The sequence below is a fragment of the Dyella sp. SG562 genome (genome assembly GCF_011759495.1).
Lineage (GTDB): Bacteria > Pseudomonadota > Gammaproteobacteria > Xanthomonadales > Rhodanobacteraceae > Dyella_D > Dyella_D marensis.
This window is the reverse complement of sequence record NZ_JAAOYS010000003.1, coordinates 112,500-127,699: the sequence shown is the minus strand read 5'-3', so window position 1 is coordinate 127,699 and position 15,200 is coordinate 112,500. Positions and strand designations below refer to the sequence as shown.

12 protein-coding genes are annotated in these 15,200 nt (G+C 69.4%); 9 read left to right on the top strand and 3 right to left on the bottom strand.

The window, feature by feature from the left end; all coding sequences use genetic code 11:
• The first annotated feature begins 28 nt into the window (after positions 1-28).
• The 3 genes from FHW84_RS23075 to FHW84_RS07520 are packed head-to-tail and all read left to right on the top strand — an operon-like array spanning position 29 to position 5,353.
• Positions 29-1,765, top strand: a complete 1,737-nt coding sequence (locus tag FHW84_RS23075) for a J domain-containing protein (protein WP_208399696.1) — start codon at positions 29-31, stop codon at positions 1,763-1,765.
• 40 nt (positions 1,766-1,805) lie between these two features.
• Positions 1,806-3,488 (top strand): molecular chaperone HscC, encoded by a 1,683-nt coding sequence (locus FHW84_RS07525; RefSeq protein ID WP_167254047.1) that lies wholly within the window; start codon positions 1,806-1,808, stop codon positions 3,486-3,488.
• Positions 3,485-5,353, top strand: a complete 1,869-nt coding sequence (locus FHW84_RS07520; RefSeq protein WP_167254046.1) for a J domain-containing protein — start codon at positions 3,485-3,487, stop codon at positions 5,351-5,353. The genes FHW84_RS07525 and FHW84_RS07520 overlap by 4 nt, the downstream gene beginning before the upstream one ends.
• Positions 5,354-5,523: 170 nt before the next feature.
• Here FHW84_RS07520 and FHW84_RS07515 read toward each other — a convergent pair whose 3' ends face one another.
• The 3 genes from FHW84_RS07515 to FHW84_RS07505 are packed head-to-tail and all read right to left on the bottom strand — an operon-like array spanning position 5,524 to position 7,939.
• Positions 5,524-5,826, bottom strand: coding sequence for a DUF6587 family protein (locus tag FHW84_RS07515; protein ID WP_167254044.1), 303 nt, complete (start codon positions 5,824-5,826; stop codon positions 5,524-5,526).
• Entirely contained in the window at positions 5,823-7,682 is a 1,860-nt protein-coding gene (locus tag FHW84_RS07510) for a ferrous iron transporter B (protein WP_167254042.1), read from the bottom strand. Before FHW84_RS07510 ends, FHW84_RS07515 begins: the two co-directional genes overlap by 4 nt.
• Positions 7,679-7,939, bottom strand: a complete 261-nt coding sequence (locus tag FHW84_RS07505; RefSeq protein ID WP_167254040.1) for a FeoA family protein — start codon at positions 7,937-7,939, stop codon at positions 7,679-7,681. The genes FHW84_RS07510 and FHW84_RS07505 overlap by 4 nt, the downstream gene beginning before the upstream one ends.
• 173 nt (positions 7,940-8,112) lie before the next feature.
• Between FHW84_RS07505 and FHW84_RS07500 the strand changes: the two genes are divergently transcribed.
• The 6 genes from FHW84_RS07500 to typA all read left to right on the top strand — a co-directional run bounded on the left by FHW84_RS07500 (position 8,113) and on the right by typA (position 15,138).
• Complete coding sequence (locus tag FHW84_RS07500) at positions 8,113-8,907, top strand: enoyl-CoA hydratase-related protein (protein WP_167254038.1); 795 nt, start codon at positions 8,113-8,115, stop codon at positions 8,905-8,907.
• Between the two features lie 45 nt (positions 8,908-8,952).
• Positions 8,953-9,342: a VOC family protein gene (locus FHW84_RS07495; protein WP_167254036.1), complete on the top strand. Its 390-nt coding sequence runs from the start codon at positions 8,953-8,955 to the stop codon at positions 9,340-9,342.
• Positions 9,343-9,453: 111 nt separating this feature from the next.
• Positions 9,454-9,972 carry a cupin domain-containing protein gene (locus tag FHW84_RS07490; protein ID WP_167254034.1) on the top strand — a complete coding sequence of 173 codons (519 nt, stop codon included), beginning with the start codon at positions 9,454-9,456 and terminating at the stop codon, positions 9,970-9,972.
• Positions 9,973-10,165: 193 nt separating this feature from the next.
• Complete coding sequence (locus tag FHW84_RS07485) at positions 10,166-12,163, top strand: biotin carboxylase N-terminal domain-containing protein (protein WP_167254032.1); 1,998 nt, start codon at positions 10,166-10,168, stop codon at positions 12,161-12,163.
• Positions 12,164-12,216: 53 nt separating this feature from the next.
• Positions 12,217-13,113, top strand: a complete 897-nt coding sequence (locus FHW84_RS07480) for a hydroxymethylglutaryl-CoA lyase (RefSeq protein ID WP_167254029.1) — start codon at positions 12,217-12,219, stop codon at positions 13,111-13,113.
• A 195-nt stretch (positions 13,114-13,308) separates the two neighbouring features.
• A complete protein-coding gene (gene typA, locus FHW84_RS07475; RefSeq protein WP_167254027.1) occupies positions 13,309-15,138 on the top strand; it encodes a translational GTPase TypA in 1,830 nt (609 codons plus the stop codon).
• Positions 15,139-15,200 lie beyond the last annotated feature (62 nt).

Sequence of the window (15,200 nt, the reverse complement as noted above, 5' to 3'; positions counted from 1 at the left end):
GAGGACCGGCACCACAGCAGGGAACCGCATGATCCACGGCATCTTTGAACGGCTGGGCCTGGCGCCCGACGCCGACGAGCAGGCGATCAGGCGCGCCTACGCGCAGCTGTTGAAGCAGCACCGGCCGGACGAGGACCCGGCCGGCTTCCAGCGCCTGCACGATGCCTACCAGCAGGCGCTGCAGTGGTGCCGCAACCGCGTCGCCATGCCCGCGCCCGCCGCGCCTGCGCCAGCTCCCGCCGAGCGCTCCCCGCGCCCGCAGCCAGTCCCGCACGCGCCTCCCGCCACGGCGATGGAACGCCACGACGCGATCCAGGTCGACCCCGACGACTTCCTGCGCGAACTCTCGCTGATCGCCGTCCAGGGCGACGCCGCCGCGCTGCGCGGCTGGCTGGAGCACCACCCCGGCCTGTGGTCGCTGCGGCTCAAGCAGCAGCTCGGCGACGCCGTGCTGCGGCAGCTGCGCCACAACCCCATGCCGATGCCGGCGACCTGCATCGATACGCTGCTGGACTACTTCGAACTGGACCAGGTCGCCCGCGGCGCCGATGGCCCCCTGCTTTTCTACCTGCGCGAAACCTGCCACCAGCGCTACGTGCCGATCGGCCGCTATCTCGCCCAGCACCCGGAACAGCCGCGGCTCGGCGCACGCTTCGAACCGGAAAGTTTCCTGGCGCGCCTGCAGGAGCTGTGCACGGCCGGCGACCCGGCCGACCTGTGGGCCTGGCTCAGCCTGCGCAACATGGCCTGGTCGCTGGCGGAAGAACAGCAGGCCGGCCGCGCCGCGCTGGACTGGCTGCGCGCCGAACCGCGGCCGATGCCGCGCATGTGCTACGAGCAGCTCGCCGAATTCTTCGCATGGACGGACGCGGCGCTGGGCGGCGACGCGCAGGCCACGCAGTCGGCGGTGGCCGAACGCCACCTGGCCTGGCTGATGGCGCCGGCCCGCGTGAACCTGCTGGCGCGCGCGGTGGAAGACCCGCAGCAGCGCTATATCGACGTGGCCCGCACGCGGCGCCTGCGCGACCAGCTTGCGCGCCCCTTCAGCTGGCCGCGCATCCTGCTGCTCGCGCTGTCGCTGTCGCTGCCGCGCGAACTGGGCGATTTCATTTTCCGGCTGCGCGCCGCGGTCGGCCTGCATGGCCGCCACGTGCGCCTGCTCGGCCGCTACTTCGACCACCGCTCGCTGTATTTCTGGAGCGAAGCCGGCGCGCCGGGCCAGCTGACCCGGCCCAAGCTGATCGTATGGGGCGTGCGCCTGCTGGCTGCGCTGGCCGCGGAAGCGTCGATCTGCTTTTTCGTCGCCTGGCAGGCCGGGCCCGCGGCAGATCCGCGGCGCTATGTCGACATCGCGATACTGGCGACGTTCGCCCTGCCGCTCTATGTCGTCGTGTTCAACTTCCTGCTGTTCTGGCAGACCTTGCCGGGGCCGCATTCGCGCCTGGCCACGGCGATCCAGGCGAGCTTCGTTCCGCTGCTCGCCGCGCTCTCCTTCGCCGCTGCCGCGCAGCTGCCGCCGCCGCATCACGTCTCCAACGGCGTGGCGGCGTCGGCGATGCTGCTGGCGCTGCTCACGTATCTGAAGCGCGAGGACGCCAACAAATACCTGCCCAGGGTGATCCTGCTGATGGGCGCGATCTGCGCGTTCCGCAGCTACGTCGTGGGCAGCACGCTGTGGTTCCAGTGGACGTCCGCCCTGGCCATGGTGTTCTGGGGCATGGGCCAGTCCTGGCTGATGCGCAAGGCCACGCCCGGCGTGCGCTGAGCGCGCCGCGGGTTTCATTTATCGACAAGGGTTCGCAAGCATGATCGTCGGCATCGACCTAGGCACCACCCACTCGCTCGTCGGCCGCTACGGCGAAGCCGGTTCAACACTGTTTCCCAATGCGCTGGGCGAACTGCTGACGCCTTCGGTGGTGAGTGTCGACGAGGAAGGCCACATCATCGTCGGCCAGGCCGCGCGCGACCGCATGATCAGCCACCCCGCTGACAGCGTGGCCGCGTTCAAGCGCTGGATGGGCACCGCGCGCGAAACCCGGCTGGGCGCCCGCACGTTCCGGCCGGAAGAACTCTCGGCGCTGATCCTGCGCACGCTCATCGCCGACGCCGAGGCGGCCACCGGCGAGAAAGTGAGCGAGGCGGTGATCAGCGTGCCGGCCTATTTCTCCGACGCGCAGCGCAAGGCCACCCGCGCCGCCGGCGAGCTGGCCGGCATCCGCGTGGAGCGGCTGATCAACGAACCCACCGCGGCGGCGCTGGCCTACGGCCTGCAGGAACAGCGCGACGGCACGCGCTTCCTGGTGTTCGACCTGGGCGGCGGCACCTTCGACGTGTCGATCCTGGAGATGTTCGACGGCGTGGTCGAAGTGCATGCCAGCGCCGGCGACAACTATCTCGGCGGCGAGGATTTCCTCGACGTGCTGGAAACGGCCTTCCACGCCGACCACAAGCTGGGCGAGCTGTCGCCGCAGGAACGCGGCCAGCTGCGCCGCCGCCTGGAGCAGGCCAAGCGCGAGCTCGGCGCCGGCCAGGCCCAGGTGAACTGGAAGCGCGGCGAGGAGCTGCTGTCCTGGAACATCGACGAGGAACGCTTCGCCCGCCTCAGCGAGGAACTGGTGCAGCGCATGCGCGCGCCGCTGGAACGCGCCATGCGCGACGCGCGCCTGCAACCGAACCAGCTCGACGAGATCATCCTGGTCGGCGGCGCCAGCCGCATGCCGCTGGCGGCGCGCCTGGTCTCGCGCATGTTCGGCCGGCTGCCGCTGCGCCACATCAACCCCGACCAGGCCATCGCGCTCGGCGCCTGCGCGGCGGCCGGCATGAAGGCGCGCGACCAGCGCCTGGACGAAGTGATCCTCACCGACGTCTGCCCCTACACGCTGGGCATCGCGGTATCGCGCCGCGACGAAGGCGGCACCGAGCAGGACGGCTTCTTCGCGCCGATCATCCACCGCAACAGCACGGTGCCGGTGAGCCGCGAGGAGCAGTTCTATCCCACCCGCGACCACCAGCGCGAAATCAAGCTGCGCGTGTTCCAGGGCGAGAACCCGATGGTCGAGCGCAACATCAAGCTGGGCGAGCTGGACATTCCCCTGCCGCCGCAGCGCAGCACCCAGGAGAACGCGGTGAACGTGCGCTTCACCTATGACGTCAACGGCGTGCTGCAGGTGGAAGCCGAGGTGATCGCCACGCGCGAGCGCCACGAGCTGGTGCTGGAACAGAACCCCGGCGTGCTCAGCCCCGAGGAAATCCGCGCGCGCCTGCTGGCGCTGGAAAGCATCAAGGTGCATCCGCGCGACAAGCAGGAGAACATCGCCATGCTCGCCCGCGCCGAACGCCTGTACGAGGAATACGTGCAGGCACGCGACCAGCTGCAGCACTGGATCGCGCGCTTCCGCTCGATCCTGGAAAGCCAGGACGAGCAGATGATCCGCGAGCACCGCCGCCACTTCGGCGAGGCGCTGGATACGCTCGAGGCCAGCCTGTGAAGTCCCCGCTCGACTGGTTCGGCCTGCCGCCGGAAGCAGACGAGCGGGAGATCAAGCGCGCTTATGCCAGGCGCTTGCGGACGGTGCGTCCGGACGAGGATCCGGCCGGCTTCCAGCAGCTGCACGAGATGTATCAGCGCGCCCTGGCCTGGCAGGCGCGCGCGGCGATGATGGCGATGGCGCCGGACGAGGACGAAGCCGGAGAGGACGACGGCGAGGAGCTGGAGCGCGCCGGAGAAATCGCCGCGCCGGTCCAGCCGCAGCCTATGCCGGAGCTGCCGCCGATGCGGTCCGCACCGCAGATGCCGCGCGTGCCGCCCGCGGCGGCGCCCGCACCGATGCCCCCGCCGCCGCCCGTGCCGGACAGGCACCAGCCGTGGCGCCCCGTGCAGTTCGGCCAGCCGCCCACCGCCGCGGCGCCGCAGGTCTTCGATCTGCAGGTCTTTATCGAGGCCTATCTGAAGCTGGCGCCGCTAGGCGACCCGCGCCAGCTGAAAACCTGGCTGCACGAGCAGCCCGCGCTATGGTCGCTGCAGATCAAGCAGCAGGTGGGGCGCGCGCTGATCCAGCGGCTGCTGCAGGAAGTGCCGCCGATCGACGCGGCGAGCATGGACGCCACACTGGGCTTCTTCGATCTGGAGCACACCCAGAGCGGCGTCGACGCGATGCACCTGCACCAGCTGCGCAACCTCGCGCAGGAGCGCTACCAGCTGGTCAAGCGCCACTCGCCCACCATGCAGCCCTGGGGCGCGAATGCGCAGTGGCTGGACATGGACGGCTTCTATGCCTGGCTCAGCGCGCAGGCGCTGGCCGGCGACCGCGCGGCGCTGGAAGCCGTGCTGTGCGTGCAGCCGGCGCTGCGCAACTTCGCCGTGCGCCAGGCCGCCGCGCGGCCCTTGTTCGAACGGCTGTGGCTGGAGCGTCCGCCGATGCCCGCGGCCTGCGCCGCGCTGCTGATCCAGTTCTTCGGCCTGCGCCCGCTGCTGGCGCAGGCCGGGCAGGCGCCGCAGGATTTCGCCGCGCGCCTGGAGCTGTCGTGGCTGATGCAGGAGCGCAACAAGAATGTGCTCGCCACCGTCACGCGCGATCCGAAAAAGCCCTATCCGATGCCGAACCAGGCCTGGCGCGAACTGCAGCGCCTGCGCCAGCCGTTCCGCTGGTGGTGGATCGCGTTCGCCGCGCTGATCCCGCACCGGCTCAGCTCGCTCGGGCGCTTCGCGCTGCGGCTGTGCGGCGGCAACGTGGCCTTGCTCGACAGCTTCTTCGATCCGCGCCTCACGCGTTTCTGCATCGGCGCGGCCGAGCGCTTCGTGGTGACGCGGCCGCGGGTGATCGTCGGGGCGATCCGCTGCTTCGCGCTGCTGCTGTCCGGCACGCTGCTGTATGCGGTGGTGGACGACCCCGAAGGCCGCAACGTTTTTCCGGTCCTGGCCGGCATCGCCACCGGCGCCTGGGCTTACTACCTGCTGTTCCTGGTGGCCTGGCGCTGGCAGCAGCAGCCGGAACAACCGGTGACGCCATGGCCGCTGCTGCGCATGGCCTTCGTGCCCGTGCTGGCGCTGGCCGCGTTCGCCATCTACAGCCTGGGCCAGACCGACGACGGCAAGCCCCTGCTGTTCCCCGCCCAGCTGCTGGCGATACCGGCGCTGGCCCTCGGCTTCCTGCGCATGCGCGCGCGCAATCCGGGCAAGCGCTCATGGCTGAGCAAGCTGCCGGATACGCTGGTCGGCGTGCTGGTGATCATCGCGGCCGTGGTGCTGCTGAGCGACGCGCGGCTGCCCGCGGCGGGCGCCGTAATGTTCTGGATGGTGGATCTGTTCAAGCAGCGCAAGCAGCTGCGCTTCCGGCGCGGCGGTGATGCCTGATCGATAGGGAAGCGCTGCCTACACAGCGTCATCCCGGCGCAGGCCGGGATCCAGTAGCGACATGGCTCATCTGAGCGATGACGTAAGGCCGAAGCTCTTGCACCCTTGCGCGACAATCCAGCGGTAACGCCACTGGATCCCGGCCTGCGCCGGGATGACGAGCAGAAGCGTCAACGCTGACGCGGACGGAATTCCAGCGGCTGCGCCTCGGGCCGCGCCGCGGACGGCGGCGTCGGCCCGCAGCTGCCGCAGGTACCGCAGCCGTCGCCGCAGTTGCCGGTGGCCTGCGCCGGCTGCAGCCGGCGGCCCAGGGCGCGCAGCCAGGGCTTGCGCCACGGCTTGTTGAGCGAGGCCGAAGCCGCCGCCAGCCAGCGCGTGCTCAGGCCCGGCAGCAGCTTGCGGAAGGCGTACAGCGCGCTGCACAGCACCAGCGCGCCGATGATCACCGCCTGCACGATGGCGAACGCAGTCACGACAGCGCCCTCGCCACCTGGTAGGTGATCAGCGAAGCCAGATAGGCCAGGCCGAACAGATAGCCCGCCGTGATCGCCACGTTGCGCCAGGAATTGGTCTCGCGGCGGATCACCGCCATGGTCGACATGCATTGCGGCGCGAACACGTACCAGGCCAGCAGCGACAGCGCCGTGGCCAGCGACCACTGCTGCGCGATCACCGGACCGAGCTGGCTGGCCAGCGCATCGTCGCCGCCCGCGGCCGCGGACATGGCGTACACCGTGCCCAACGCCGACACCGCCACTTCGCGCGCGGCCAGGCCCGGGATCAGCGCGATGCAGATCTGCCAGTTGAAGCCGATCGGCGCGAACACGTAGTGCAGCGCGCGGCCCAGGCGGCCGGCCAGGCTGTAGTCGATGGCCGGCTGGGTGGCGCCTTCCGGCGGCGCCGGGAAGCTGGACAGGAACCACAGCAGCACGGTGAGCGCCAGGATGATGCCGCCCACGCGCTTGAGGAAGATCAGCGCGCGCTCCCACAGGCCCAGCGCGATGTCGCGCGGATTCGGCAGGCGGTACGAGGGCAGCTCCATCAGCAGCGCGTGCTCGCTCTTGTCCTTGCGGAAACGCTTGATCACGAAGGCCACGCTGAGCGCGCTGACGATGCCCGCCACGTACAGCGTGAACAGCACGATGCCCTGCAGGTTGAACACGCCCCACACCGTGCGCTGCGGAATGAAGGCGGCGATCAGCAGCGTGTACACCGGCAGGCGCGCCGAGCAGGTCATCAGCGGCGCCACCAGGATGGTGGTGAGGCGGTCGCGCGGGTCGGTGATGCTGCGCGTGGCCATGATGCCGGGGATGGCGCAGGCGAAGCTCGACAGCAGCGGAATGAAGGCGCGCCCGGTCAGGCCCGCCTTGAACATCAGCTTGTCCAGCAGGAAGGCCGCGCGCGGCAGGTAGCCGGATTCCTCCAGCACCAGGATGAACAGAAACAGGATCAGGATCTGCGGCAGGAACACCAGCACCGCGCCCAGGCCCGCGAACACGCCGTCGTTGAGCAGGCTGTGCAGCGCGCTCCCCTGCGGCAGCGCGCTGGTCACCCAGCCGCCAAGCGCGGCCACGCCGGCGGCGATGGCATCCATCACCGGCTGCGCCCAGGAGAACACCGCCTGGAAGATCAGGAACATCAGCACCGCGAGAATGCCGAGACCGAACACCGGATGCAGCGCCCAGCGGTCGAGCGCGTCGTCGATGGCGTCGGTACTGCGCGGCATCGCCACGGTGGCGGCGAGCAGCTCGCGCACCTGGCCGTGCAGGTCGGCGCGGCTGGCCGGGTCGTCCGGCAAGGCGGCCGGCGCTTCCGGAATCGCACCGTCCACGCGCTCGATCAGCGCCTTGGCGCCACCGCGCTTCACCGCGACGGTCTCGACCACCGGGATGCCCAGGCGGCGCTGCAGTTCGTCCACGTTGATATCGATGCCGCGGCGGCGCGCCGTATCCATCATGTTCAGCGCCAGCACCACCGGGCGGCCCAGGCGCTTCACTTCCAGCACGAAGCGCAGGTGCAGGCGCAGGTTGGTGGCGTCGGCCACGCAGACGATGAGATCCGGTGCCGGCTCGCCCGGATAGGCGCCGGCGCAGACGTCGCGGGTGATCTGCTCGTCCGGGCTGGTGGCGTCGAAGCTGTAGGTGCCCGGCAGGTCGATCAGGTGCAGTACGCGGCCGCTGGGCGCGGTGAAGCGGCCTTCCTTGCGCTCCACGGTGACGCCGGCGTAATTGGCCACTTTCTGGCGGCCGCCGGTGAGCTGGTTGAACAGCGCCGTCTTGCCGCAGTTGGGGTTGCCCACCAGGGCGATGCGCAGGGTGCTGGCGCTCATCCGTGCACTCCTTGGACGTGTTCTTCCGTGCGCACCGTGACGCGCGCCGCTTCGCTGCGGCGCAGGGCGAAGCGCGTCGAGCCGATCTGGATCAGCAGCGGATCCGCGCCCAGCGGCCCGCGGGCCACCACGCGGACGGGCTCGCCAGCAACGAAACCCAGGTCGCGCAGGCGTTGCGCGATCGGATCGCCGGCAAGCACATCGTCCACTCGGTCCACCACGGCAGGCGCCCCTTTCGGCAGGTCGGACAGTCGCACGGCCAACACTCAAATAAGAATGGTTCGCATTGTAACCAGGTTGTGATGGAAACGGGGGAATCAACACCGGCTGTGCCATTGCCTACGGGTGGATCGCAAGCTCTTGCTGCCCCTTGGCCGTTGGCCGCCGCCTTTGACTAACCTAGGCGCTTTCCCCAGACCTCCAGGCCGCCATGTACCCCAGCCTCCAGCTCGCCGATCGCGCCGGCGTCCGCACCATCGCGATGAATCGCCCGCAGGTGCACAACGCCTTCGACGACGGCCTGATCGCCGAACTGACCGATGCGCTCGCCGCCGCCGGCCGCGACCCGGCCGTGCGCGCGGTGGTGCTCACCGGCGCGGGCGCCAGCTTCTCCGCCGGCGCGGACCTCCACTGGATGCGCGGCATGGCCAAGGCCAGCGAGGCGGAGAACCGCGAAGATTCGCTGCGCCTGGCCGCGCTGATGCGCACCCTGCAGTTCCTGCCCAAGCCCACCGTCGCGCGGGTCAACGGCGCGGCCTACGGCGGCGGCGTGGGCCTGGTCGCCTGCTGCGATATCGCCATCGGCGTGGACGGCGCGAAGTTCGGCCTGACCGAGGTCAAGCTCGGCCTGGTGCCGGCGGTGATCTCGCCGTACGTGATCGCCGCGATCGGCCTGCGCCAGTCGCGCCGCCTGTTCCTGACCGGCGAACTGTTCGACGCACCCACCGCCCAGCGCATCGGCCTGCTGCACCAGTGCGTGCCGGCGCAGGAACTGGACGGCGCGGTGGACGCCGTGCTGGCCGCGTTCGCCAAGGCCGGCCCCGTCGCCCAGGCCGAGGCCAAGCGGCTGGCCCTGCGCGTGGCCGGGCAGGACCAGGCGCAGGCCGAGCGCGTCGACCGCGAGAACGCCGAACTGATCGCCCGCCTGCGCGTTTCCGCCGAAGGCCAGGAAGGACTCGGCGCTTTCCTCGACAAGCGCGCTGCGGCCTGGGCCGCACCGGCATAAACTCGCCGCGCCAGCCACCGTCATTCCCTGCAAGGAGTAGCTTCCATGCTCGACCATATCGGCGTGCCCGTCTCCAACTACGCACGCAGCAAGGCCTTCTACGAACGCGTGCTGGCCCCGCTCGGCGGCGGCCTGGCGATGGAAGTCACCCAGGAAGTGACGGGCAGCCGCTCGCATGCCGGCTTCGGCAAGGACGGCAAGCCCAGCTTCTGGATCAGCGCCGACCCGATCGCGCCGCTGTCGGCCATCCACGTGGCCTTCGTGGCGCCGACGCGCGAAGCGGTCGACCGCTTCTACGCCGCGGCGCTGGCCGCCGGCGGCACCGACAACGGCCCGCCGGGCCTGCGCCTGCATTACCACGACAACTACTACGCGGCTTTCGTACTGGATCTGGACGGCCATAACGTGGAAGCCGTCTGCCACCTGCCCGCCTGACGCCGCGGCGCAGGTTGGGGTGAGCGCAGCGAACCCCGACACCACCACCTCCACGCGCATCGCATTGTTGGGGTTCGCCTCCGGCTCACCCCAACCTACCCAGGACTTGCCATGGCCCGCCAAATCGTCAATGTCGCCGACGTCGAACCGCAGCCCATCCCGCTCGCCTTCGCCCCCACCGGCACCGCCGCCGAACGCTACGGCCCGCGCATCGCGCGCATCTCGATGCAGCTCGGCGCGCAGAAGCTCGGCTACAACGTGACGGTGCTGCCGCCGGGCAAGCGCGGCTATCCGTTCCACAACCATCGCGTGAACGAGGAAATGTTCTTCGTGCTGGATGGCGAAGGCGAAGTGCGCATCGGCGAGGAACGCCACCCCATCCGCGCCGGCGACATCATCGCCTGCCCGCCCGGCGGGCCGGAGACCGCGCACCAGATCGCCAACACCAGCGACAAGGAGCTGCGCTATCTGAGCATCAGCACGCGGCAGTATCCGGAGGTGTGCGAGTACCCGGACAGTAACAAGTACGGCGTAATGGCGGAGTACGGCCCGGGGGCGGACGGGATGCCGCAGTTTTTCCGCGTAGTGGGGAGGCAGGGCGAGTCGGTGGATTACTGGGAAGGCGAATAACGCCCTCATCGTCGACGTAGGTTGGGGTGAGCGCAGCGAACCCCAACAAATAGCCGCCGGCACGCCATCGTTGGGGTTCGCTGCGCTCACCCCAACCTACGCCATTCGCATGAATGCTGCGCCGCGCATCGGCCTGAAACGCCCGTTCTGCTAGTTTTACGGACTTTGCACCCCACCTACGACGGACCCGTGCATGTTCGAGCGCGTACTCATAGCCAACCGCGGCGAGATCGCCTGCCGCGTGATCCGCACCTGCCGCCGCCTGGGCATCCACACCATCGCGGTGTACTCCGAGGCCGATGCCGATGCGCAGCACGTGCGCCTCGCCGATGAGGCCTGGCCGATCGGCGGGCCGCGTCCGGCCGACTCCTACCTGCGCGCCGACGCCATCCTCGACGTGGCCCGGCGCAGCGGCGCCCAGGCCATCCATCCTGGCTACGGTTTCCTGTCCGAGAACACCGCCTTCGCGCGCGCCTGCACCGAGGCCGGCATCGCCTTTATCGGCCCGCGCCCGGCCAGCATCGACGCCATGGGTTCCAAGGCGGCCGCCAAGGCGCTGATGGAAAAGCACGCGGTGCCGCTGGTGCCGGGCTACCACGGCGACAACCAGGACGCGGACTTCCTCGCCGAGCAGGCGCGCCGCACCGGCTTCCCGCTGATGATCAAGGCCGCTGCGGGTGGCGGCGGCAAGGGCATGCGCATCGTGCGCGCCGAGAAGGAATTCGCCGACGCGCTCGCCTCCGCGCAGCGCGAGGCGGCCAATGCCTTCGGCGATACGCGGGTGATCCTGGAACGCTACGTCGAGCATCCGCGCCATATCGAATTCCAGGTGTTCGGCGACAGCCACGGCAACGTCATCCATCTCAACGAGCGCGAATGCTCGGCGCAGCGCCGCTACCAGAAGGTGCTGGAAGAAACGCCCTCGCCCTTCCTCACGCCGGAACGCCGCGCCGCCATGGGCGAGGCGGCGGTAGCCGCGGCGCGCGCGGTGGATTACGTCGGCGCGGGCACGGTGGAATTCATCGTCGGCCCAAGCGGCGAATTCTTCTTCATGGAAATGAACACGCGCCTGCAGGTGGAGCATCCGGTCACCGAGGAAACCTTAAGGGTCGACCTGGTCGAATGGCAGCTGCGCGTGGCCGCCGGCGAAGCGCTGCCGCTGCGCCAGGATCAGATCCACGCGCAGGGCCATGCCATCGAAGTGCGCCTGTATGCGGAAGACCCGGAACAGAACTTCCTGCCCGGCTCCGGCAAGCTGCTGCGCCTGCGCCTGCCGGCACCGTCGCGCCACGTGCGCCTGGACGGCGGCGTGATCGAAGGCGACACGGTCACTATCTTCTACGACCCGATGATCGCCAAGCTGATCGTGCACGACCGCGACCGCGCGCAAGCGCTGCAGCGCCTGCGCGAAGCGCTGATGGCCTGCGAGATCGCCGGGCCGAAATCCAATATCGCCTTCCTCGAGCGCCTGGTGCGCCACCCGGTGGTGGTGGAAGGCCGCATCGACACCGGCTATCTCGACCGCCACCTCGAGGAATTCCTGGCCGGCGACGCCGCGCCCGCGCCGCAACTGCTGTTCGCCGCCGCCGTCGCCGCGCTGCTGCACGACGAGCATGCCGTGGCGGCGCAGGCCGCGCATGGCAGCGATCCCTATTCGCCCTGGTCCCGCGCCGACGCCTGGCGCGTCGGCCATGCCGGCAAGCGCATCGTGGCGCTGTCGCTGCGCGAGCAGCGCTACGAAGTGGAAGCTCACGGCCACGACGGCAACTATCAATTGCGCCACGGCGAGGCCAGCTGCCAGGTGCAGGGCGCGCGCCACGACGGCAATGCGCTCAGCGCCCGCTTCGACGGCGAAGCGCTGCGCCTGCCGCTGCGCGCCGATGCGCAGCGCGTGCTGCTGCACGACGCCGACGGCCGCCGCCACGCGTTCATGCGCGCGGCCGCGTTCGAGTGGGCCGCGAAGGAAGGCGGCGGCGGCAACCAGGTGGCGGCGCCGATGCCGGGCCGCATCGTGCTGGTCAAGGCCAGGCCGGGCGACCAGGTGGAAGAAGGCCAGGAGCTGCTGGTGATGGAAGCGATGAAGATGGAACTGGCGCTCAAGGCCCCGCGCGCCGGCACCATCGACAGCATCGGCGCCGCGCAGGGCGATTTCGTCGAAGCCGACGCCGTGCTGGTGCGCTTCGCCACTTGACCGGCGCCGCGCCGGACGCATCTCCCTTCACGTTGCCACGGGTCACCACCGCCATGAACGACAACCACGTCCGCATCGTCGAAGTCGGCCCCCGCGACGGCCTGCAGAACGAAAAGGCCATGCTCCCGGTCGACGTGAAGATCGCCCTGATCGACCGCCTCTCCTCCACCGGCCTGGCCACCATCGAGGCCACCAGCTTCGTCAGCCCCAAGTGGGTGCCGCAGCTGGCCGACGCCGCCGAGGTGTTCCAGGGCATCCGCAAGGTGCCCGGGGTGAGCTACCCCGTGCTGGTGCCGAACGAACAGGGCTACCGGCGCGCGCGCGAAGTGGGCGCCACCGAAGTGGCGGTGTTCACCGCGGCCTCCGAGGCGTTCAACCGCAAGAACATCAATGCCGGCATCGACGAATCGATCGAGCGCTTCCGCCCCGTGCTGGAGCTGGCCCGGGCCGAGGGCGTGAAGGTGCGCGGCTACGTGTCCACGGTGCTGGGCTGCCCCTACCAGGGCGAGGTGCCGGTGGCGGACGTGGTCCGCGTGGCCGCGCGCCTGCACCAGCTCGGCTGCCATGAGATCTCGCTGGGCGACACCATCGGCGTCGGCACCCCCGCCAAGGCCCGCGCCATGCTTAAGGCCGTGGCGGCCGAGGTGCCCATGGCCGCCCTGGCCGTGCACTTCCACGACACCTACGGCCAGGCCCTGGCCAATATCCTCAGCTGCCTGGAGGAAGGGGTGCGGGTAGTGGACAGCGCCGTGTCCGGCACCGGCGGCTGCCCGTACGCCAAGGGCGCCACGGGCAATGTGGCCAGCGAGGACGTGGTCTACATGCTGCACGGCATGGGCATGGAAACCGGGGTGAACCTGGACCTGCTGGTGGCGGCGGGGGCCTGGCTGGCGGCGCAGCTGCACAAGGAAACGGCCAGCCGGGTGACCCGGGCGCGCACTGCCGCCTGAATGGGCTCTTCAGGGCGCTTCGCCGCGAACAGGCGTTTTCGCGAGCCCCGGCCCCTCACCCCGGCCCTCTCCCCAAGGGGGAGAGGGCGCAAAGCAGGCGGACGACAAGCAAGTTGTCACATAAGCCCGTATAATCCGCCGATTCGCCCTTGAGAAAACCACGCGACGGCCATTCCGGCCGCCCGAGCCCACTCCATGTCCATCGAAAATCTGCGCAATATCGCCATCGTCGCCCACGTCGACCACGGCAAGACCACGCTCGTCGACCAGCTGCTGAAGCAGTCCGGCACGCTCTCCGAGCGCACCGTGCTCGCCGAGCGCGTGATGGACAGCAACGACCAGGAAAAGGAACGCGGCATCACCATCCTGGCCAAGAACACCGCCATCACCTGGCAGGGCAACCGCATCAACATCGTGGACACGCCCGGACACGCCGACTTCGGCGGCGAGGTGGAGCGCGTGCTGTCGATGGTCGACACCGTGCTGATCCTGGTCGACGCGATGGACGGCCCGATGCCGCAGACCCGCTTCGTGACCCAGAAGGCCTTCGCGATGGGCTTCAAGCCGATCGTGGTGGTCAACAAGATCGACCGCCCCGGCTCCCGCCCCGACTGGGTGGTGGAGCAGGTTTGGGACCTGTTCGACCGCCTCGGCGCCACGCCGGAGCAGATGGACTTCCCGATCGTCTACGCCTCGGCCCTGAACGGCTACGCCTCGCTCGATCCCGAGACCCGCGAAGGCGACATGACCCCGCTGTACGAAGCGATCATGAAGCACGCGCCCAAGCCGGAAGTCGATCCGGAAGGCCCGTTCCAGATGCGCATCAGCCAGCTGGACTACAACAACTTCGTCGGCGTGATCGGCATCGGCCGCATCCAGCGCGGCACCCTGAAGAAGAACATGCCGGTGGCCGTGATCGACCGCCACGGCAAGAAGCGCCAGGGCAAGATCCTGCAGGTGCTGGGCTTCATGGGCCTGGAGCGCATCGAGCAGGAGACCGCCGAGGCCGGCGACATCGTGGCCATCTCCGGCATCCAGGAGCTGACCATCTCCGACACCGTGTGCGCGCTCGACACCCCCGAGGCGCTGCCCGCGCTGACCGTGGACGAGCCCACCATCAGCATGACCTTCCAGGTGAACAACTCGCCGTTCGCCGGCAACAAGGACCTCTCCGGCGGCAAGTTCCTCACCAGCCGCCAGATCAAGGAGCGCCTGGAGCGCGAGCAGGTCCACAACGTGGCGCTGCGCGTCGAGCAGGGTTCGGACGCCGACAAGTTCCTGGTTTCCGGCCGCGGCGAGCTGCACCTGTCGGTGCTGATCGAGAACATGCGCCGCGAAGGCTACGAGCTGGCCGTGTCGCGTCCGGAAGTGATCATCAAGGAGATCGACGGCCAGAAGATGGAGCCGATCGAGCAGCTGGTGGTCGACGTGGAAGAAATCCACCAGGGCCCCGTGATGGAGCGCCTGGGCGTGCGCAAGGGCCAGCTCAAGAACATGGAGCCGGACGGCAAGGGCCGCGTGCGCCTGGAGTACATGATCCCGGCGCGCGGCCTGATCGGCTTCCAGAACCAGTTCAAGACCCTGACCCAGGGTTCGGGCCTGCTGTTCCACGTGTTCGACCACTACGGTCCGAAGGAAGAAGGCCAGATCGCCAAGCGCCTCAACGGCGTGATGATCGCCAACGCCGCCGGCAACACCCCCGCCTATTCGCTGGGGCCGCTGCAGGAGCGCGGCAAGCTGTTCGCCGCCGAAGGCGACGCGGTGTACGAAGGCCAGCTGGTCGGCATCCACTCCAAGGACAACGACCTCACCGTCAACGCCATCAAGCCCAAGCCGCTGACCAATATGCGCGCCTCCGGCAAGGACGATGCGATCCAGCTCACCCCCGCGATCAAGTTCTCGCTGGAGCAGGCGCTGGACTTCATCGACGACGACGAGCTGGTCGAGATCACCCCGAAGGAAATCCGCCTGCGCAAGAAGCACCTCACCGAGAACGACCGCAAGAAGGCTTCGCGCGGCGGTTGATCGGCTGTTGGATGCTTTGACGAAAGGCCGCCGCAAGGCGGCCTTTCCGTTTCCGGTGCCGG